Source organism: Siminovitchia terrae (assembly GCF_003605405.2).
Classification (GTDB): Bacteria; Bacillota; Bacilli; order Bacillales; family Bacillaceae_C; genus Siminovitchia; species Siminovitchia terrae.
Map to the genome: position 1 here is coordinate 75,148 of NZ_QYTW02000022.1, position 17,280 is coordinate 92,427.

The following is a 17,280-nucleotide window of genomic DNA, read 5'->3' on the forward strand; positions in this document are numbered from 1 at the left end:
AAAGGAGAAGTTACTATGTTTGTTAAATCAGTAGAATGGCTAAAAGAGAGAGTTGAAGATGAAAAAATCCGGATTGTTGACTGTACCTACTCATTAAATGATCCTTCATATGGCAAAAACACTTATGAAAGAAAACATATTCCGGGCGCTGTCCATTTTGATTTGGCCGATGATTTATCTGAGAAGGTCAAGGAACACGGAGGGCGTCACCCTCTGCCTGATATTCAAAAGCTGAAACAAAAGCTTGAACAAGCAGGCATTGATGAAAACACGACTGTTGTCACCTATGATGGCGGGGAATGCTGCTTTGCTTCCCGCTTCTGGTGGCTGTTAAAATATATGGGGCATTCTGATGTTTATGTGCTGGACGGGGGAATGGAAGCATGGGAAAAAGCCGGTTTTCCCCTTACGGATGTAAAACCGGCTTTTGAACCTGTCCAATTTATTGTCAATTTAAATCAAGACATGCTTGTGGACATAGATGATGTGAAAGCTGCAATCAATGATCAAAGAACCGTACTGATTGATTCAAGGGCGAAGGAGAGATACTTAGGCCGCATTGAACCACTTGACCGCATGCCAGGGCATATACCGAGCGCCATTAACCATGAATGGACAGAAGGATTTGAAGCTGGACGCTGGAAGAGCCGCGAAAAACAGAAAAGCAGATTTTCTGGTTTAGATAAAGATGAAAAAATCATCGTTTATTGTGGATCAGGCGTAACCGCCACTCCAAATGTTTTAGCGTTGCTTGAATCAGGGTTTGAACAGGTGAAATTGTATGCCGGGAGTTATTCCGATTGGGTTTCATACCCTGAAAATCCAGTTGAAAAGGAAGAAAACTAAACGGGGGCTTCTTTGCAAGCCTCTGTTTTCCTTCAGTAGACTAATATGAGCTCATCATTTAACTTCATTTAGCAGAAATCTCCCACTTCTATAAGTGGTGAGATGAATGCCTATTGGTAATCCATTCAGTGGGGGTTCAAACTCCGGCTGAATAAAGTCAAAGCCTCCGGCGGATGCCACAGATTTTCAGAGGAAATTTATCGAACGGAGCTCGAAAAAATCTCGGCGCAAATACGCCAAGGCGCATTTGATTGCCGTGTTCAGTCTTAGCAGATATGCCAATGTCAAGCGAAACAACATGATAAAAAGGAAAGGCGCATGCAAGATTGTTCATGGTATAATGTTATAATACAAGAGTGGTTGAAAGGTGTTTATTTATAAATGGATAATAAGAAGTTATTACTTGTTGACGGAATGGCATTGCTTTTCCGTGCTTTTTTTGCCACGTCCGTCAGAAAGCAATTTATGATCAATACAAAGGAATCCCGACAAACGCAGTTCAGGGGTTTTTGCGTCACTTCCTGTCAGCTTTGGAATCATCACAACCTTCACACGTTGCAGTTTGCTGGGATATGGGCAGTCAGACATTCAGAAATGAAATATTTCAAGATTATAAGTCTAATCGGGAGGCTCCGCCTGTCGAACTTCTTCCGCAATTTGATTTGGTGAAAGAAGTGACATCAGCTTTTTCCGTTCCGAATGTCGGACTTTCAGGTTATGAAGCGGATGATTGCATCGGGACCATTTGTGAGCAGATGAAGAAAGATATCCAGATTACCGTTTTGACTGGTGACAGAGATTTACTGCAAATTTTGGATGATCAAGTACATGTGTGGATTTTGCAAAAAGGCATCGGTAATTATACCAAGTATTCCAGAACTGTTTTTACTGAAAAATTTCAACTGGATCCCAAACAGCTCGTGGATGTAAAAGCTTTGATGGGGGATCCGAGTGACGGCTATCCAGGTGTTAAAGGCATCGGTGAAAAGACAGCAACGAAGTTGATTCAGGAGCACGGAGATATTGAATCATTGCTGGAGAACCTATCTACTTTAACCCCATCACAGCGAAACAAAATAGAACAGGATCAAGAGATGATGCATCTATCTCGGGAATTGGCTCAGATACATCGTGAGGTCCCGGTCACAATTGATCTGGAGGAAGCGTATTGGTCAGGTGTTCCTCAAACGGCTTATGAAATGGTTCAAGAACACGAATTAAACACAGTACGTCGCCAGCTCCAGCAATTAGAAAAAGCTGAGCGGGAGCTGTCCCGTTGACTGGAAGTAAGTTTAACTTCATTCAGCAGAAGTCTCCCACTTCAGTAAGTGGTGAGATGAAAGCATATTGGTATCCATTCAGTGGGGGTTCAAACCCCGGCTGAATAAAGTTAAAGCCTCCGGCGCATGCCATAGATTTTCAGAGGAAATTTATCGAGCGGAGCTCGATAAAATCTGGGCGCAAATACGCTAAGGCGCATTTGATTTTTTAAATGTGAATAGATTATCTTTCTTAATAGTTCATCCGGATGGCTTTTTTTGCAAGTTCATCCGCTTTTTTATTTTCTTTTGACGGAATCCATTTGATAAAAAATAGATCGAATGACTTTGAGAGTCGAAGGACGGTTTCCAGAAGCGGAGTATATTTTTTGTTGCGCACGAATTCATTTTCAACGGCATCGACTACAAGGGAAGAGTCAGATCTTACAGAAATGATGGAATAAGATTGATCTCGGCAAATCTCCATTGCCTTGATCAAAGCCCAAAACTCGGCTTCGTGGCTGGTTAATGATCCAAGCGGGATTGAATGTTTTTCCACATGCCCATTATTTTTGATAAAAATACCGAGACCGCTTGGGCCTGGATTGCCTGCGCTGGCACCATCTATGTAAACTTCAATCATCTGAACCGGCATCTCCATTCGGTTATTTCTTGAAAGATAAGGAAGTATAAAATTAGATGAAATATTTTGTTCGAATTAAGTTTTTATATGTCTAGCTACAGCGCCTAGCCCCTCGAGGTCACAAGCCGCTTCCCTGTGGCGGGTGAAGAACTGCCTCCTCGGGAATCGTCTTGTTTGCCCGCGCTGACCAAGGCGCTTGCACTTTTCGCAGAACTGGGGAAATATCATATTTAAAGAAGATAACTTCATTATATCTGATAAAAACAATCGAACCAATAAAAATCATATTGAGGGATCAGTTCAATGGACATCAAGCTGAAATTTTACTACAAGGGCTCGAAAACAAAAGAGATTCAATTAGAGTCGGAATGGATGGACGATAAAGCCATCAATCCACTGATCAGCGACATGCTGAAGACGGGAAGAATCAAAGATATCATCGTAATGGATGAAATGGGCAGGGAATGGACATTAAAAGAATATAAAAAGCTAATGGAAAAAATAGAAGAAGAACCGAGAAATCCAATCATCTACTTTGATGGAGGATATGACCGGGAAAAAAAGGAATCTGGAATCGGTATTGTTATTTATTACGATAAAGGTGAAGAGAAATTCCGCATAAGATCTAATGCGAAATTACATGAACTAGAAAGCAGCAATGAGGCTGAATATGCAGCTTTGTACAATGCCATGGAAGTGCTGCATCAAATCGGAGTGCAGCAAACCCCTTGTGTTGTCAAGGGCGATGCACAGGGCGTGCTTAAACAGCTTGCAGGTGAATGGCCCTGTTATGAAGAAACGCTGAACCTATGGTTAGACAGGATTGAGGAAAAGATTGAGGCTATGGGACTTAAGCCGTCGTTTCAAACCATTTCTCGCAATGAAAATAAAGCAGCACATAGGCTGGCAAGCCAGGCACTTCAAAATAATATTATTGACAGTCACCTGAAAATCGATGTATAGAAAAATGTTTATGGATAAAAAGACTCAGTTTCAAGGGAAGGTTGGTCATATGAACCGTACGGATGTGATGAATGAAATTAATGATTTGCTAAAAACCTATTGTGAGGATTGTTTTTTAAAGAAACATTTCAGGAAAGAATATAGCAAGACGTTCGCCCATCATTTTTGCATCAAAAAGTGTACAGTTGGGGAAAGCCTTCAAAGGAAAGGTAATTTATTATCAAAAAAACTATAAAAGGCTGACAGTATTGTCAGCCTTTTCATTTTTATATAGAAGCTACTTTATTTACGTTAGCTGCTTGAGGCCCGCGGTTTCCTTCAACAATTTCGAAAGAAACTTCTTCGCCTTCTTCCAATGTTTTGAAGCCTTCTCCTTGGATTGCGGTAAAATGTACGAAAACGTCGTCTCCGCCTTCAACTTCAATAAAACCGTAACCTTTTTCATTGTTAAACCATTTTACTTTTCCGTTTTGCATGCACTTAATCCTCCTAAAATCTTCGGCAATGAAATGCCAATAAAAAATATTATCATAAAGCAAAACTGAAAAATCTGTAGATTCCTTATATTTTGCTTAAATGATAAATCCACTATACACTAGGTAAATTAAAGAGTCAAGAAAACACAGTAAATTAACTTGATTTATTCGAAAATTATAATAATATAAAACCTCAAAACATACATCACTTGTTAAAAGTGACTACTTATAGTACACTTTTATTTGCTATTACAGGAAAGAGGAGGGATAAAGATGCCAACCCCAAGCATGGAGGATTATATTGAACAGATATACTTGCTGATCACCAACAAAGGATATGCAAGAGTTTCGGATATTGCAGAAGCTCTCGATGTCCATCCCTCCTCGGTTACGAAAATGGTTCAAAAACTTGATCGGGAAAGCTACCTTCATTATGAACGATATAGAGGGCTTATTTTAACATCCAAAGGGAAAAAAATTGGTAAACGGCTGGTTGATCGTCATGATCTGCTTGAAAGATTTCTAATGATCATCGGGGTAGATAAAGCAAATATTTACGATGATGTAGAAGGAATTGAACATCATTTAAGTTGGAATTCCATCGACCGAATCGGTGATCTCGTACAATATTTCGAGGAAAGCCCAGAAAGAATTGCCGAATTGAAACTCATTCAAGAAAAGAATGAGGAAGAAACAGCAAATCAATAAAGTTATCTTCAACGGACGCTTTGATACAGTTTTCAAGGCGTTTTCTTTATGATTATGAATTAGGATAATAAAAGGAAAAGATAGTACTATATGGTACAATTAATTTAAAAAATCGGGAGGTATGCAAGTGAGCGGAAAACAACCGAGCGATATCGAAATTGCACAAAACGCCGAGCTTAAACCAATCCAGCAAGTTGCGGAGAAGATAGGACTGCATGAAGAAGACATTGAATATTACGGAAAGTACAAAGCGAAAATTTCTTTCGATAAGATTAAGGAGCTTCAGAATAACAAGGATGGAAAAGTAATCCTTGTCACATCCATCAACCCGACACCGGCGGGCGAAGGCAAATCTACGGTGACAGTCGGTCTCGGAGATGCTTTATCAAAGCTTGGAAAGAGGACGGTGATTGCTCTAAGGGAGCCTTCTCTTGGCCCGACTATGGGAATCAAAGGAGGGGCTACAGGAGGCGGACGTGCACAGGTCCTGCCTATGGAAGAAATCAACTTGCATTTTACAGGTGATTTGCATGCCATCACCACAGCAAATAACGCTCTTGCTGCATTACTTGACAATCATATTCAGCAGGGAAACAAACTAAGAATTGACCAGAGGAGAGTCGTTTGGAAACGGGCTGTTGATTTAAATGACCGTGCTTTGCGTGAAGTTATTGTCGGCCTTGGAGGGCCTGGTCAAGGAGTTCCTCGAGAGGATGGCTTTGATATAACGGTTGCTTCCGAAATTATGGCTGTACTATGCCTATCCACAGATTTAGCGGATTTAAAATGCAGGCTTTCCCGCATGGTCATAGCCTATAATATAGACAAGAAGCCTGTCACTGTAAAGGATCTCGGAGTTCAAGGGGCTCTTGCTCTGTTATTAAAAGATGCACTCAAGCCGAATCTGGTCCAGACAATTGAGCATACGCCGGCTATCATTCACGGAGGGCCATTTGCTAATATTGCTCATGGATGCAACAGTATCATGGCCACGAAAACGGCTGCAAAAATGGGCGATTATGTAGTGACGGAAGCCGGTTTCGGGGCAGATCTTGGGGCGGAAAAATTCCTCCACATCAAATCCAGGAATGCAGGGATGCAGCCGAATGCTGTTGTTATTGTTGCAACAATCAGGGCCTTGAAGATGCATGGAGGGGTTCCGAAGAACGAGTTAAGCCATGAAAATATTATGGCCCTTGAGAAAGGCTTGGAGAATTTAAAGAAACATACGGAAACAATTGCCGAATTCGGATTGCCATTTGTTGTGGCGATTAATAAATTTTCTGCTGATACGGAATCTGAGGTAACACTACTTGAAAAATGGTGTGATCAAAATGGCATTCCTGTAGCCTTGACGGAGGTTTGGGAAAAAGGCGGAGCAGGCGGGATCAATCTTGCTGAGAAGATTTTGCATGAAATAGAATCCGACAAGCGACAATTCAACTATTTATACGATCTATCGGATTCCCTTGAGGAAAAAATTAAGACGATCGTTCAGCAAGTTTACGGAGGAAAGGATGTAGAGTTTTCAGTTACGGCATCAAAGCAATTAAAGGAATTTGAAGAACTGGGATGGGGCAATCTGCCTGTCTGCATGGCAAAGACACAATACTCTCTTTCTGACGATCCCTCCAAGCTTGGACGTCCCGAAGATTTCATTATCCATGTCCGTGAGTTGAAGCCGAAGCTCGGGGCTGGTTTTATTGTAGCGTTAACCGGAGAAATGATGACAATGCCGGGGCTTCCAAAAGAGCCGGCTGCCAACCATATGGATGTTGATGAAAAGGGAAAAGCTATAGGATTGTTTTAACTTCATTCAGCAGAAGTCTCCCACTTCTGTAACTAGTGAGATGAATGCATATTGGTATACCATTCGGCGGGGGTTCAAACCCCGCCTGAATAAAGTTAAAGCCTCCGGCGGATGCCACAGATTTTCTGAGGAAATTTATCGAGCGAAGCTCGATAAAATCTGGGCGCAAATACGCTAAGGCGCATTTGATAACGATTATTTTCGGGAAAGGTGGATTGCATGAAAATAAAAACAATTGAACCGACACCGAGTCCAAACACAATGAAGGTAATTTTAAACGAAGAACTTGAAGCGGGTGTCAGCAACAACTATAAAAAAGAGCATATTGATTCGGCTCCGCCGTATATTAAGCAGATTCTTCAAATAGATGGAGTCAAGGGTGTTTACCATGTCGCTGATTTTTTGGCTATAGAAAGAAATGGCAAATTTCACTGGGAAGAAATTTTACCGAAAGTTAGAGAAGTGTTTGGAGAAGAGGCAGCTACTTCAAATGACGGACAAATAAAGGCAGATGAACATTACGGTGAGGTAGAGGTCCAGGTGCAAATGTTTAAGGGTATTCCACTCCAGGTTAAGCTATCAACAGGGACGGAAGAAAAAAGATTTGGATTGCCGAAACGTTTTGCTGATGCCATGTCATCGGTACAATCGGAAGGGGATAATTATGTCCTGTTGAGAAAATGGAAAGACATGGGAGTCAGATACGGTGATCTTGATGAGATTGGACAACAGGTCACAGAAGAATTGGGAGCTGCATATCCCGATGAAAGATTGAAACAGATTATTGAAGATGCCAATAAACCCCATGGTCAAAACACTCTTCAAACAAGAAGGTTGATCAAGCTCACTCCAGAAATGCTTGACGAGTCTGATTGGAGGAAAAGGTATCAACTGTTGGAGCAGATGGATACACCAGTGATGGAGGATATTCCCGTGCTTGAAAAAGCTCTGCATGATGAAAAATCTTCCATAAGGAGACTTGCTGTTGTTTATCTTGGCATGATAGAGGATAAGAGCGTTCTTCCTCTTTTATATGAAGGATTACACGATCAGACGGTCACAGTAAGAAGAACAGCAGGTGATTGTCTGTCGGATCTTGGCTTTGCCGAAGCCATGGAGGAAATGAGTCAAGCATTGAAAGATAAAAGTAAAATTGTCCGTTGGCGCGCTGCGATGTTCCTGTACGAAGTGGGAGATGAGCGAGTTTTGCCTGCCCTTAAAGAAGCGGAAAATGACCCGGAATTTGAAGTTCAACTGCAAGTAAAAATGGCTATCGAGCGCATTGAGGGCGGGGAAGAGGCCAAAGGGTCAGTCTGGAAACAAATGACGGAAGCAAGGAAACAAATTTAAAAGTAAAGAGATGGAGGAATGACTATGTCGATGGCATATGAGGAATATATGAAGCAAGTGGTCAAGCCGATGAGAGAAGAGCTTGTCCGTTCGAATTTCAAAGAGCTCTTGACTCCTGAAGAAGTTGAAGAGTTCATGAATAATGCAACAGGGACCACCCTTGTTGTGGTTAACTCAGTCTGCGGCTGTGCTGCTGGGCTTGCGAGGCCGGCGGCTATCAAGGCAATTGAGGAAAGCTCTGTAACGCCTAATCAGCTTGTAACGGTTTTTGCTGGCCAGGAAAGGGAAGCGACCGCGAAAATGCGTGAGTATTTTACTGGATATGAACCATCATCACCTTCAATTGCGCTCCTACAAGGAAAAGAAGTTGTTCATTTCATCCCAAGGGAAGATATCGAGGGGAATGAAGTGGAACATATCGTAGACAACATAAAAAACGCTTTTGAAAAAAACTGTAAGTAAAAGGATTAAGAGCTTTGGGCACATGAGTAGCCCAAAGCTCTTAATCCGCAATTGATAAATAAACAAAAAATCCTAGTAAAGCAATTAGTCCAATTGAAATTAATGCAGTCATCCATGACCCTCCTTATACAAAACAATACTCATATTATACCTCAACTTAAAATTTTTACCATTCATAACTTAAAAATCTTTCTTATAGGGCAATTTATTCGCATTGAATCAGGCAGTGAACACAATGAAATTCTTCTTCTAGCATTCTCTATATCTCATGTTAAGTATGGTATAATTTAGACTATCCTCAACACAAAGAAGAGAAGAGGCAGCCTAGAATGCGCAAAATTTCATTAATCCTTCTTATTATACCTATCTTATTTCTTAATTCTGACTTTTCCAGAGCCATCAATATCGGGAAGCCGCTTGGCGAGAGCGAGCTTTATAGTTTGTTAACATTGCAATCAGGTAAACTGCTTAAAGATACTGTCATACTGCCTGAAAAAGAATTTGATAAAGAAGAAGCGGCTAAAATCATCAAGAGGCTGGATCACTTGCCTACTTCTATTTTATCTAATATAAAAGAAAATGGAATTAAAATTATTCTTTTTGATGGAAAACTGACGGATCAGCCTTTTACAGAGAATTTAAAAGGCAAGGTGCCAAGGGGTTATCCGGAAACGATCTTATGGGATGATTTGCCAGGGGCCGGCGGATCACAATATGTTTTTGTCAAAATTGGCTCAAGTGAAAAAGGAAAAGGCCACAGCTCTGTAAATTTGGAATATCATGAGCTTGCCCATTCCCTTCAGAGATTTTCTTATAATCATGAACAAGCTGACAAAGTCATAACGCAAACGTGGAAAGAGGAAGCTGAAGCCCTGTTTCCAATGCGGGATTATTTTCTTGATTACAAAGAAGAGTATTTTGCTGAATGTTTCGCTTATTACTTTTATTCGAAAGAGACTCGGGAACAATTGAAAATGAAAGCCCCGAAGATGTATACTTTCTTAAACAGCTTATAATAAAGCGAGGGTGTTTTTTATGAAACAGTATTTGGAATTATGCAATCATGTACTTGAAAGTGGAACAATGAAGGAAGATCGGACTGGAACTGGAACAATCAGTACTTTCGGATATCAAATGAGATTTGATCTTCAGGAAGGTTTTCCGCTTTTGACCACAAAAAAACTTCATGTGAAATCAATTATTTATGAACTTCTTTGGTTTTTAGCTGGAGATACAAATGTGAAATATCTTCAGGATCACGGGGTCAGAATTTGGAATGAATGGGCGGATGAAGCCGGCGACCTTGGTCCTGTTTACGGAAAGCAATGGCGTTCATGGCAGACAGTTGATGGAAAAACAGTAGATCAGATTAAAGACGTACTCCATCAGCTTAGGACAAAACCTGACTCCCGGCGAATGATCGTTAATGCCTGGAATGTGGGGGATCTTGATAAGATGGCGCTGCCGCCATGTCATTGTCTGTTTCAGTTCTATGTTTCTGACGGAAAACTCTCCTGCCAGCTATATCAGCGTTCTGCTGATGTTTTCTTGGGTGTGCCATTTAATATAGCCTCCTATGCTCTATTGACAATGATGATGGCACAGGTTACGGGTCTTCAGCCTGGAGAATTTGTCCATACATTGGGAGATGCTCATATATATAAGAACCATGTCGAGCAGGTAGAACTGCAGTTAACAAGAAAACCAGGCCCACTTCCAAAAATGATCATCAATCCGGATGTAAAGGATTTGTTCACATTCACTTTTGAAGATTTTTCATTGGAAGACTACAATGCCCAACCACATATCAAAGGAGCAGTGAGCGTATGATTTCTTTTTTGTGGGCCCAAGATGAAAATGGGTTGATCGGGAATAATAATGACCTTCCTTGGCGTCTGCCAGCCGATCTGAAATATTTTAAGGAAACGACAATGGGCCACCCGATTGTAATGGGAAGAAAAACATATGAATCCATCGGCAGGCCATTACCTGGACGCACAAATATCATCTTGACAAAAGATCAGGATTATCAGGCTGAAGGCTGTCTTGTTTTTCATTGCAAAGAAGACCTCCTCGGATGGATTGAGGAAAACGGATCGGAAGTATTTATTACCGGCGGTTCGGAAATATTTAAGCTTTTTCTGGAAGACGCTGACCGACTGTATGTAACGAAGATCAGAGCTGCCTTTGAGGGCAATACATATTTTCCGGAACTGGATTGGAAAAAGTGGCGCTTAATATCAACTGAAAAAGGTCCGAAAGATGAAAAAAATCCATATGATTATGAGTTCCAAATATACGAACGGGATTAAAAAGGCGAACCGGTGTGTTCGCTTTTTCTTATGTTAGCCCGCAAACAAAAGTATCAGCCCTGAGGATGTGTAGTATAAAGATGATTAAGATTGTGACAGATTCAAGCAGTGACTTGACGATTGAAGAAGCTAATGAACTGGAAGTAATGATTGTTCCTCTAACTATATCCATTGGAGAGGAGTCTTTTTTGGATGGTACTGATGTAACTCCAAAAGAATTCATTCAAAAAATGGAGGCTTCAAAGACTCTTCCAAAAAGTTCACAGCCAGCAATTGGTGAATTGCTCAAGCTGTATAATCAACTGACAGAAGACGGGAGTGAAGTCTTGTCTATTCACATGTCTGGGAAACTAAGCGGAACAGCGGAATCAGCGAAGACTGCCGCAATGATGGCTGAAGGAAAAGTGAATGTTGTAGATTCCCTGTTTATTTCCAAAGCATTGGGCTTTCAAGTAAGGGAAGCTGCAAAATTGGCGAAAGAAGGCCGCATCGCAGAAGAAATCATACAAAAAATAAACGATATTAGAAAAAATACCCATTTATTTGTTGTTGTCGACACATTGGAAAATCTGGTTAAAGGCGGGCGGATTGGAAAGGGGACAGCATTAATTGGCTCCATTCTGAATATCAAGCCGATCGCCATACTTGAAGATGGGGAGTATTCCCCGGTCGCTAAAGTTCGAAGCCAGTCGCAGGCAATCAAATATTTAGTGAAACAGTTTATGAAAGATGCGAAAGGGAAAACAATAAAATATGCCAGTATTGCTCATGCGAATGGACTGGATTTCGCCATGAAATTGAAAGAGCAGATTGAGGAAAAGGCAGATTTCCACTCTGTTGAGATACTTTGGACCAGCCCGGTCATCAGTACCCATACTGGACAAGGAGCTATAGGCTTTTCATATTTTGCAGAATGACGAAGAGCGTTTTCTATATGAGATGCAATAAGCAAGTGCTTTCTTTAATGGTTTATATATCTTTTTATCCTAAACTGCATATGATGTTATAATGAAAGCACTTAAATAAAGTGAGTGGGCAAGCCAATGAAAAAAATTGTATTTGCGTTAATTTGCTTCATATTATTTCTTTCCGGGTGTGCAAATCAAATAAGGGAACTGACTAAAAAAGAAACGGCAATAGAAGAAAAACAGACGCCCCCCGCAGATTTCATACCGCATGATATTAAAGTGGTTTCTGTAGGAGATTCTTTGACTCAGGGCGTAGGATCTGATGATAATCTTGGAGGATATATTCCCTTCTTAAAAGCGAACCTTGAGGAATTGAAAGGCATAAGCATAGCGGAATTTGCCAATCATGGAAAAAAAGGAAATAGAACAGACCAATTATTGAAGCGCTTGAAGCAGCCGGAGGTTATGTCAGACATCAAGGATGCGGACTTGGTCATCATTACAATCGGCGGCAATGATGTCATGCAGGTTTTTAGAGAAAACCTCTTGGGTCTTAAACTGAATAAATTCATTATGGCAGAAGATGAATATAAAGACAGGCTGGATAACATATTAACTCTGATAAGGAGTTATAACAACGATGCTGAAATCATTCTCGTCGGAATTTATAATCCATTTATTAAATGGTTTTCAGATATAAAAGAAATGGATCAAATTGTCGACAACTGGAACAAGGTGAGTTCTGAAACGATTGAACAATATGATCATACGCTCTTTGTTCCCGTCGCAGACATTTTTGAAAATAATGAAGAGAGTCTGCTGTATACGGATTATTTCCATCCTAACACCCGAGGGTATGAGTTGATTGCAGAGCGGATTTATGATTATTTGAATGCCAAAAGCTATTTTTAAATTGGAAGATTGCAGTTCGGGGGAAAAATAATGGGTAACAAAAACTATTGGAAAATCGGCTTTTTGATCTTGGCTGCCGTGAACTTGATATTTGTTTGCGGAATGGGGTTACTTCTGTTTTTGTCTTCAGATCAAACAGAGATTCCCAAAAACACAACTGACACAGGCACCTACTCAGAATTTACTATAGATACCCATAAAGAGGATTTGAACGACCTTATCAATTATTATATAGAAAAGGAAGGGTTAAATGGGCCCATTCACTATAATGTCTTTTTGACAGATGAGGTCGAGCTTTATGGAGAGGTTTCTGTATTTTCACAAGCCTTGCAGTTAAAAATGACCTTTGAACCTAAAGCCTTGGACAATGGTGATCTGGTACTGGAACAGAAAGATGTTTATTTGGGCGATGTAAAATTACCAGTCTCTTATATAATGAAATTTATACGGGATGCCTATAAATTACCGCCATGGGTAATCATCCAGCCAAATGATCAACAAGTATATGTGGCGCTGCAGGAAATGAGGCTTAACAACGGAATTCAGGTAAGGGTGCAGGAATTTGACCTGGCAAAAGATCAGATATCGATGAAGATGCTGGTCCCTACACAGTAATGAGTCATACAAGGAGGAGTATCTATGGAAGCAGATGATTGGCTGCAGTTGGCAACCTTTGCAGGAGGTTGCTTCTGGTGTATGGTGAAACCGTTTGATGAGATGCCTGGAATCAAGAAAGTCGTGTCGGGCTACACAGGAGGAACAATCGAAAATCCCACCTATGAGCAAGTCTGTTCAGGGGGGACTGGCCATACGGAAGCTGTACAAATCACCTTTGATTCGACAATCATTTCATACAGCAAACTTATTGAGCTATACTGGATGCAAATCGATCCGACCGATGCAGAAGGACAATTTTATGACCGAGGAGATTCTTATCGCCCAGCCATTTTTTATCATAATGAAGAACAGAGGGCTCTTGCAGAGGAATCAAAGGAAAAGCTAGACGAAAGCGGGAAATTCTCTAAGCCTATCGTTGTAGCAATTGAACCTGCTAAGCCATTTTATGAAGCAGAAGAAGATCATCAGCATTTTTATCGAAAAAACCCTGAACGTTACACTGCTTATCAACACGGTTCAGGAAGAGCACAATTTATTGAGCGATATTGGGGTGAACACGATGAATCAAAATGAGCTTAAAAGTAAATTGACGCCGCTTCAATATGAAGTGACGCAAAATAATGGAACTGAGCCCCCTTTTCATAATAAATACTGGGATAACAAGGCAGAAGGAATATATGTAGATATAGTTTCAGGAGAACCCTTGTTCAGCTCAAAGGACCAATATGATGCCGGCTGCGGTTGGCCAAGCTTTACAAAGCCGATAGAAGAAAGTGAAATATTGGAAAAGCAGGATCTCACCCATGGCATGATAAGAACGGAAGTAAGAAGCAAGACCGCCGACTCCCATTTAGGACATGTGTTCCCAGATGGCCCCGGTCCTGCTGGGCTAAGGTACTGTATAAATTCTGCTGCTCTACGCTTCATCCCCAAAGAAAAACTGGAAGAGGAAGGATTCGGCGAATTTAAAAAGATATTTGAATAGCCTATAGCCCCTGAGCCATTATCCCTCATTTATTAAAAAAATAGGCAAAAGCACATGCGGTCCACAAAACACCTACATAGTATATGGATGAAGAGACTATAAGAAATGAAATGAGGAGTGATGACATGTACGGTGGATTCGGTGGATATGGCGGATTCGGTGGATGTGGATGCGGCGGCTTTGCAGGCCCAGCATATGGATATGGCGGAGGATTCGGATTTGGAGGCGGGTTTGCACTGATTGTTGTGCTGTTCATCCTGCTGGTCATTATTGGCGCATGCTGGTGTTTTTAAAAATATAGGAGTAGAGACACGAAAGTGGAAATCTCTAAATAAGTGGGCCTCCTGAATAAATAGGGGGCTTTTTGAAACGGATTATGCATACAATAATAGAAAGACAACCACTCTATATTTCAAGAGTTTTTTGTTTACATGAATAAGATAATCAGCTATATTGAATGAACAACAAAGCTGAAAGGCGTATGTAGTCATGAAGAAATCTTTTTATCACTTTTTACTTAAATACCGGCAGCCGGATTCAAGAGATTATTTAAGCTCTTTTGCAGAAGAAGTATATAAGGATCATGGCTTTCCAAAAGATTCATTGGATTACTATGAAATCAGTGATTACCTTGAATTGAATGGAAGCTACCAAACAACGCTGTCGGTCTTCGATGAAGCTTGGGAATTGTATCTGGAAGCAGAGAACAAAAAATAGAAAAATAAAAGGAGCGGAATGAAATGCGTGAAATCGATGTGTTTATTGATACAGAAGAAATTGCTGATTTTTTTTACCAAGAACTCATCAAAAGGGGTTTCATTCCTGCAGAAGACGAGATTAGGGAGCTAGCGGATATTACGTTCGAGTATTTATTGAAAAAAGATATCATTGCTGAAGAATGGGATGAATGATCGATAAAAAAAGCGCAAGGCGCCCGTTTAGCGACGTACAAACTGCGCCAACAGGATGTTGGTGCGTCGACGTTGCCACAGGAAGTGGCGATTTTGGTCGACGATCCTTCAATTGAGATAAAGGAAAACGAAGTGCGAGAGTGCCCGCTTATCGGCGACCAAGCATAAGACGAGCGCTGAAGAAGGCGGAGTTTGCCTTCAGCAGCGATTGGCTTATGACATCGAGCCGATGGCACTCACAGCCAGACAACACTGCGAAGAATGCAGGCTCNCGCTGAAGAAGGCGGAGTTTGCCTTCAGCAGCGATTGGCTTATGACATCGAGCCGATGGCACTCACAGCCAGACAACACTGCGAAGAATGCAGGCTCAAATCGCGACATCCTGTCGCTTCGCTTGTACTAGTACGTCCTGTACGTCGGCAGGCTCAGAACGCGACGTCCTGTCGCTTCGCTTGCACTAGTACGTCCTGTACGTCGTAGCTAGACATGGAAATCTGATTTTTGAAATGATAAAGATTTTATACTTTCTTTACTAACGATGAAAAAGGGGAAGCCGCGGCTTCCCCTTAAGTTTTTTGGAAATTTAACGTCTGTTCTTCTCTCATGTCAAAAAAGTCCTCTAAATAGTGTTTTTCAAAAGCGGCTGCAGCGGAAATAAGGCGTTGTTCACTCAATCTTCCTCCCACAAACTGAACACCTACAGGAAGCTTTTCGTCAGTGAGTCCGGCTGGTATCGAGATGGCCGGGTGGCCTGTTAGATTGAAATAAGATGTGTATCGAATCAGGCAGTTAAAGAGATGTTCTGGCTCTCCACTGATTTGGACAACTTCTTCTCCAATAGGTTTGGGAAGAGCCGGCAGGGTAGGTGTTACAATCATGTCGATTTCATTAAATAAACGATTGAAGTCTGCGGTTATTAGTTCCTTTCGCCTTAAAGCACTAATATAGTCGATTGCCCGAATCGATGAACTGGATTCCATAACTGCTTTTACATCTTCTCCATACTTTTCTAAATGACGCGCAATTTTCTCTTTATGAACATATCCCGCCTCTGCAACAGCCAAGCTAAATGTTATGGAAGATGCTTCTTCAACATGCGGAATTTCCACCTCAATCAGCAATGCTCCCAGTTTTTCAAGCTTATTTAATGTATTCCTATATACCTCTTCTATCTTTGGTTCCATCCGCTCTGTAAAGTAATTGGAAGGAACGCCGATCCTCCAGCCTTTTAAGCTAGTATTATCACAAGAATAGCTTATATCCGTCATTGCTTCCATAACGAATGCAAGATCAGCGGTATTTTTGGCAATCGGTCCGATGTGGTCCAAAGACCATGAAATGAGGGTAGTGCCGGAATTATTAATCAACCCGTGCGTGGGCTTTAATCCGATTAATCCGCAGCAGGAAGCAGGGATTCTGATGGATCCCCCCGTATCTGTTCCTATGGAAGCAGCGCTCAAGTTAGCTGCGACTGAAACTGCCGAACCTCCGCTTGATCCTCCAGAAATATAGTCTAGATTCCAAGGATTCCTTGCGGGACCGTAAAAAGGATTGTTGTTTGTGATCCCAAAGGCGAATTCATGCATATTCGTTTTTCCTATCATGACAGCACCCTCATTCTGCAAATCTTGAATGACAGGAGCATTTTCAGTTGGGACAAATTGGCGGTCAATAATGGATCCACTTGTTGCCGGTATTCCTTTTACATAAATATTATCCTTATACGAAAGCGGTATACCTTCCAGTTTTCCCGCCTGTCCCATTGACCAGCGGGCTTCTGCTATTTCTGCCTGATACATAGCGGTTTCTTCGGTAATTTCGATAAAAGCATTAAGTGATTCGGCCCGTTTGGCTCTTTGTAAATATTCTTTCGTCACTTCAATAGGGGAAAACTCTCTTATTCTATAACCTTCCAGCAAGTCCTTGATTGATAACATATTTTTTACCTCCTTCAAAAAAAGTGTCGGGTCATCGTAATGAATACTAGTTTAGCATATTTGAACTACTCCCACTTAACATCCTTACGGTCTGTTTGAAGTGGGAGATCCTAAGAACACCTTCGTAAACGAAAGTTTTGATTAGGCTATCCCCGTAGTTCCTACGGTTAGAAGTCTTAT

The 17,280-nt window shown here is 41.2% G+C and carries 23 protein-coding genes and 1 pseudogene; 21 read left to right on the plus strand and 3 right to left on the minus strand.

All coding sequences use genetic code 11. The annotated features are described in order from the left end of the window. The first annotated feature begins 15 nt into the window (after positions 1–15). The 3 genes and pseudogenes from D5F11_RS18575 (at position 16) to D5F11_RS27860 (ending at position 2,319) form a co-directional block, all read left to right on the plus strand. Entirely contained in the window at positions 16–846 is an 831-nt protein-coding gene (locus tag D5F11_RS18575) for a sulfurtransferase (RefSeq protein WP_120117433.1), read from the plus strand. Between the two features lie 381 nt (positions 847–1,227). Continuing rightward, positions 1,228–2,126 (plus strand): annotated as a pseudogene (locus D5F11_RS18580) (5'-3' exonuclease). A 67-nt stretch (positions 2,127–2,193) separates the two neighbouring features. Further along, positions 2,194–2,319 carry a hypothetical protein gene (locus D5F11_RS27860; RefSeq protein WP_281277102.1) on the plus strand — a complete coding sequence of 42 codons (126 nt, stop codon included), beginning with the start codon at positions 2,194–2,196 and terminating at the stop codon, positions 2,317–2,319. A 39-nt stretch (positions 2,320–2,358) separates the two neighbouring features. Here D5F11_RS27860 and D5F11_RS18585 read toward each other — a convergent pair whose 3' ends face one another. After that, entirely contained in the window at positions 2,359–2,748 is a 390-nt protein-coding gene (locus tag D5F11_RS18585) for a reverse transcriptase-like protein (protein WP_120117434.1), read from the minus strand. A 303-nt stretch (positions 2,749–3,051) separates the two neighbouring features. Here D5F11_RS18585 and D5F11_RS18590 point away from each other — a divergent pair, with 303 nt between their 5' ends. Together D5F11_RS18590 and D5F11_RS18595 are read left to right on the plus strand one after the other, a co-directional pair. Then, positions 3,052–3,711 (plus strand): reverse transcriptase-like protein, encoded by a 660-nt coding sequence (locus tag D5F11_RS18590; protein WP_120117435.1) that lies wholly within the window; start codon positions 3,052–3,054, stop codon positions 3,709–3,711. A gap of 49 nt (positions 3,712–3,760) precedes the next feature. After that, entirely contained in the window at positions 3,761–3,946 is a 186-nt protein-coding gene (locus D5F11_RS18595) for a zinc-finger domain-containing protein (protein ID WP_120117436.1), read from the plus strand. Between the two features lie 31 nt (positions 3,947–3,977). On the opposite strand, the gene cspD is transcribed toward D5F11_RS18595, so the two are convergent. Beyond that, complete coding sequence (gene cspD, locus D5F11_RS18600; RefSeq protein WP_120117437.1) at positions 3,978–4,187, minus strand: cold-shock protein CspD; 210 nt, start codon at positions 4,185–4,187, stop codon at positions 3,978–3,980. Between the two features lie 273 nt (positions 4,188–4,460). On the opposite strand from cspD, the gene mntR reads away from it, so the two are divergent. From mntR to D5F11_RS18675, 16 genes are all read left to right on the plus strand, one after another. After that, a complete protein-coding gene (mntR, locus tag D5F11_RS18605; RefSeq protein WP_120117438.1) occupies positions 4,461–4,895 on the plus strand; it encodes a transcriptional regulator MntR in 435 nt (144 codons plus the stop codon). A 121-nt stretch (positions 4,896–5,016) separates the two neighbouring features. Next, complete coding sequence (locus tag D5F11_RS18610; protein WP_120117439.1) at positions 5,017–6,705, plus strand: formate--tetrahydrofolate ligase; 1,689 nt, start codon at positions 5,017–5,019, stop codon at positions 6,703–6,705. A gap of 40 nt (positions 6,706–6,745) precedes the next feature. After that, the gene (locus D5F11_RS26715) at positions 6,746–6,883 is read left to right on the plus strand and encodes a hypothetical protein (RefSeq protein WP_185830783.1); all 138 of its coding nucleotides are present in this window, start codon (positions 6,746–6,748) and stop codon (positions 6,881–6,883) included. Positions 6,884–6,924: 41 nt separating this feature from the next. After that, positions 6,925–8,055 carry a conserved virulence factor C family protein gene (locus D5F11_RS18615; protein WP_120117440.1) on the plus strand — a complete coding sequence of 377 codons (1,131 nt, stop codon included), beginning with the start codon at positions 6,925–6,927 and terminating at the stop codon, positions 8,053–8,055. Positions 8,056–8,079: 24 nt separating this feature from the next. Further along, positions 8,080–8,517: a BrxA/BrxB family bacilliredoxin gene (locus D5F11_RS18620; protein WP_120117441.1), complete on the plus strand. Its 438-nt coding sequence runs from the start codon at positions 8,080–8,082 to the stop codon at positions 8,515–8,517. Positions 8,518–8,846: 329 nt separating this feature from the next. After that, complete coding sequence (locus D5F11_RS18625) at positions 8,847–9,533, plus strand: anthrax toxin lethal factor-related metalloendopeptidase (protein WP_120117442.1); 687 nt, start codon at positions 8,847–8,849, stop codon at positions 9,531–9,533. Positions 9,534–9,552: 19 nt separating this feature from the next. Next, a complete protein-coding gene (locus D5F11_RS18630; RefSeq protein ID WP_120117443.1) occupies positions 9,553–10,347 on the plus strand; it encodes a thymidylate synthase in 795 nt (264 codons plus the stop codon). Further along, on the plus strand, positions 10,344–10,829 hold the full coding sequence (locus D5F11_RS18635; protein ID WP_120117444.1) for a dihydrofolate reductase: 486 nt from the start codon (positions 10,344–10,346) through the stop codon (positions 10,827–10,829). Before D5F11_RS18630 ends, D5F11_RS18635 begins: the two co-directional genes overlap by 4 nt. A gap of 74 nt (positions 10,830–10,903) precedes the next feature. Beyond that, positions 10,904–11,746, plus strand: coding sequence for a DegV family protein (locus tag D5F11_RS18640; protein WP_120117460.1), 843 nt, complete (start codon positions 10,904–10,906; stop codon positions 11,744–11,746). A gap of 126 nt (positions 11,747–11,872) precedes the next feature. After that, positions 11,873–12,649, plus strand: a complete 777-nt coding sequence (locus D5F11_RS18645) for an SGNH/GDSL hydrolase family protein (RefSeq protein WP_120117445.1) — start codon at positions 11,873–11,875, stop codon at positions 12,647–12,649. A 30-nt stretch (positions 12,650–12,679) separates the two neighbouring features. Further along, entirely contained in the window at positions 12,680–13,264 is a 585-nt protein-coding gene (locus D5F11_RS18650; RefSeq protein WP_120117446.1) for a YpmS family protein, read from the plus strand. A gap of 24 nt (positions 13,265–13,288) precedes the next feature. Next, complete coding sequence (gene msrA / locus D5F11_RS18655) at positions 13,289–13,840, plus strand: peptide-methionine (S)-S-oxide reductase MsrA (protein ID WP_120117447.1); 552 nt, start codon at positions 13,289–13,291, stop codon at positions 13,838–13,840. Beyond that, positions 13,827–14,252, plus strand: coding sequence for a peptide-methionine (R)-S-oxide reductase MsrB (gene msrB, locus D5F11_RS18660; protein ID WP_120117448.1), 426 nt, complete (start codon positions 13,827–13,829; stop codon positions 14,250–14,252). Before msrA ends, msrB begins: the two co-directional genes overlap by 14 nt. A gap of 125 nt (positions 14,253–14,377) precedes the next feature. Beyond that, positions 14,378–14,545: a YjcZ family sporulation protein gene (locus tag D5F11_RS18665; protein ID WP_120117449.1), complete on the plus strand. Its 168-nt coding sequence runs from the start codon at positions 14,378–14,380 to the stop codon at positions 14,543–14,545. Between the two features lie 196 nt (positions 14,546–14,741). Continuing rightward, positions 14,742–14,969, plus strand: a complete 228-nt coding sequence (locus D5F11_RS18670) for a YozE family protein (RefSeq protein WP_120117450.1) — start codon at positions 14,742–14,744, stop codon at positions 14,967–14,969. Between the two features lie 23 nt (positions 14,970–14,992). Beyond that, positions 14,993–15,163 carry a YozD family protein gene (locus D5F11_RS18675; RefSeq protein ID WP_120117451.1) on the plus strand — a complete coding sequence of 57 codons (171 nt, stop codon included), beginning with the start codon at positions 14,993–14,995 and terminating at the stop codon, positions 15,161–15,163. A 566-nt stretch (positions 15,164–15,729) separates the two neighbouring features. Here the strand turns inward: D5F11_RS18675 and D5F11_RS18680 are convergent. Beyond that, entirely contained in the window at positions 15,730–17,100 is a 1,371-nt protein-coding gene (locus tag D5F11_RS18680) for an amidase (protein WP_120117452.1), read from the minus strand. Between the last annotated feature and the right edge of the window lie 180 nt (positions 17,101–17,280).

What these genes read in the sequence shown, in the direction of transcription:
- D5F11_RS18575 (WP_120117433.1), top strand. Translation starts at nt 16, where the DNA reads ATGTTTGTTAAATCAGTAGAATGGCTAAAAGAGAGAGTTGAAGATGAA.
- D5F11_RS18585 (WP_120117434.1), bottom strand. Translation starts at nt 2,748, where the DNA reads ATGATTGAAGTTTACATAGATGGTGCCAGCGCAGGCAATCCAGGCCCA.
- D5F11_RS18590 (WP_120117435.1), top strand. Translation starts at nt 3,052, where the DNA reads ATGGACATCAAGCTGAAATTTTACTACAAGGGCTCGAAAACAAAAGAG.
- D5F11_RS18595 (WP_120117436.1), top strand. Translation starts at nt 3,761, where the DNA reads ATGAACCGTACGGATGTGATGAATGAAATTAATGATTTGCTAAAAACC.
- cspD (WP_120117437.1), bottom strand. Translation starts at nt 4,187, where the DNA reads ATGCAAAACGGAAAAGTAAAATGGTTTAACAATGAAAAAGGTTACGGT.
- mntR (WP_120117438.1), top strand. Translation starts at nt 4,461, where the DNA reads ATGCCAACCCCAAGCATGGAGGATTATATTGAACAGATATACTTGCTG.
- D5F11_RS18610 (WP_120117439.1), top strand. Translation starts at nt 5,017, where the DNA reads ATGCAAGTGAGCGGAAAACAACCGAGCGATATCGAAATTGCACAAAAC.
- D5F11_RS26715 (WP_185830783.1), top strand. Translation starts at nt 6,746, where the DNA reads ATGAATGCATATTGGTATACCATTCGGCGGGGGTTCAAACCCCGCCTG.
- D5F11_RS18615 (WP_120117440.1), top strand. Translation starts at nt 6,925, where the DNA reads ATGAAAATAAAAACAATTGAACCGACACCGAGTCCAAACACAATGAAG.
- D5F11_RS18620 (WP_120117441.1), top strand. Translation starts at nt 8,080, where the DNA reads ATGTCGATGGCATATGAGGAATATATGAAGCAAGTGGTCAAGCCGATG.
- D5F11_RS18625 (WP_120117442.1), top strand. Translation starts at nt 8,847, where the DNA reads ATGCGCAAAATTTCATTAATCCTTCTTATTATACCTATCTTATTTCTT.
- D5F11_RS18630 (WP_120117443.1), top strand. Translation starts at nt 9,553, where the DNA reads ATGAAACAGTATTTGGAATTATGCAATCATGTACTTGAAAGTGGAACA.
- D5F11_RS18635 (WP_120117444.1), top strand. Translation starts at nt 10,344, where the DNA reads ATGATTTCTTTTTTGTGGGCCCAAGATGAAAATGGGTTGATCGGGAAT.
- D5F11_RS18645 (WP_120117445.1), top strand. Translation starts at nt 11,873, where the DNA reads ATGAAAAAAATTGTATTTGCGTTAATTTGCTTCATATTATTTCTTTCC.
- D5F11_RS18650 (WP_120117446.1), top strand. Translation starts at nt 12,680, where the DNA reads ATGGGTAACAAAAACTATTGGAAAATCGGCTTTTTGATCTTGGCTGCC.
- msrA (WP_120117447.1), top strand. Translation starts at nt 13,289, where the DNA reads ATGGAAGCAGATGATTGGCTGCAGTTGGCAACCTTTGCAGGAGGTTGC.
- msrB (WP_120117448.1), top strand. Translation starts at nt 13,827, where the DNA reads ATGAATCAAAATGAGCTTAAAAGTAAATTGACGCCGCTTCAATATGAA.
- D5F11_RS18665 (WP_120117449.1), top strand. Translation starts at nt 14,378, where the DNA reads ATGTACGGTGGATTCGGTGGATATGGCGGATTCGGTGGATGTGGATGC.
- D5F11_RS18670 (WP_120117450.1), top strand. Translation starts at nt 14,742, where the DNA reads ATGAAGAAATCTTTTTATCACTTTTTACTTAAATACCGGCAGCCGGAT.
- D5F11_RS18675 (WP_120117451.1), top strand. Translation starts at nt 14,993, where the DNA reads ATGCGTGAAATCGATGTGTTTATTGATACAGAAGAAATTGCTGATTTT.
- D5F11_RS18680 (WP_120117452.1), bottom strand. Translation starts at nt 17,100, where the DNA reads ATGTTATCAATCAAGGACTTGCTGGAAGGTTATAGAATAAGAGAGTTT.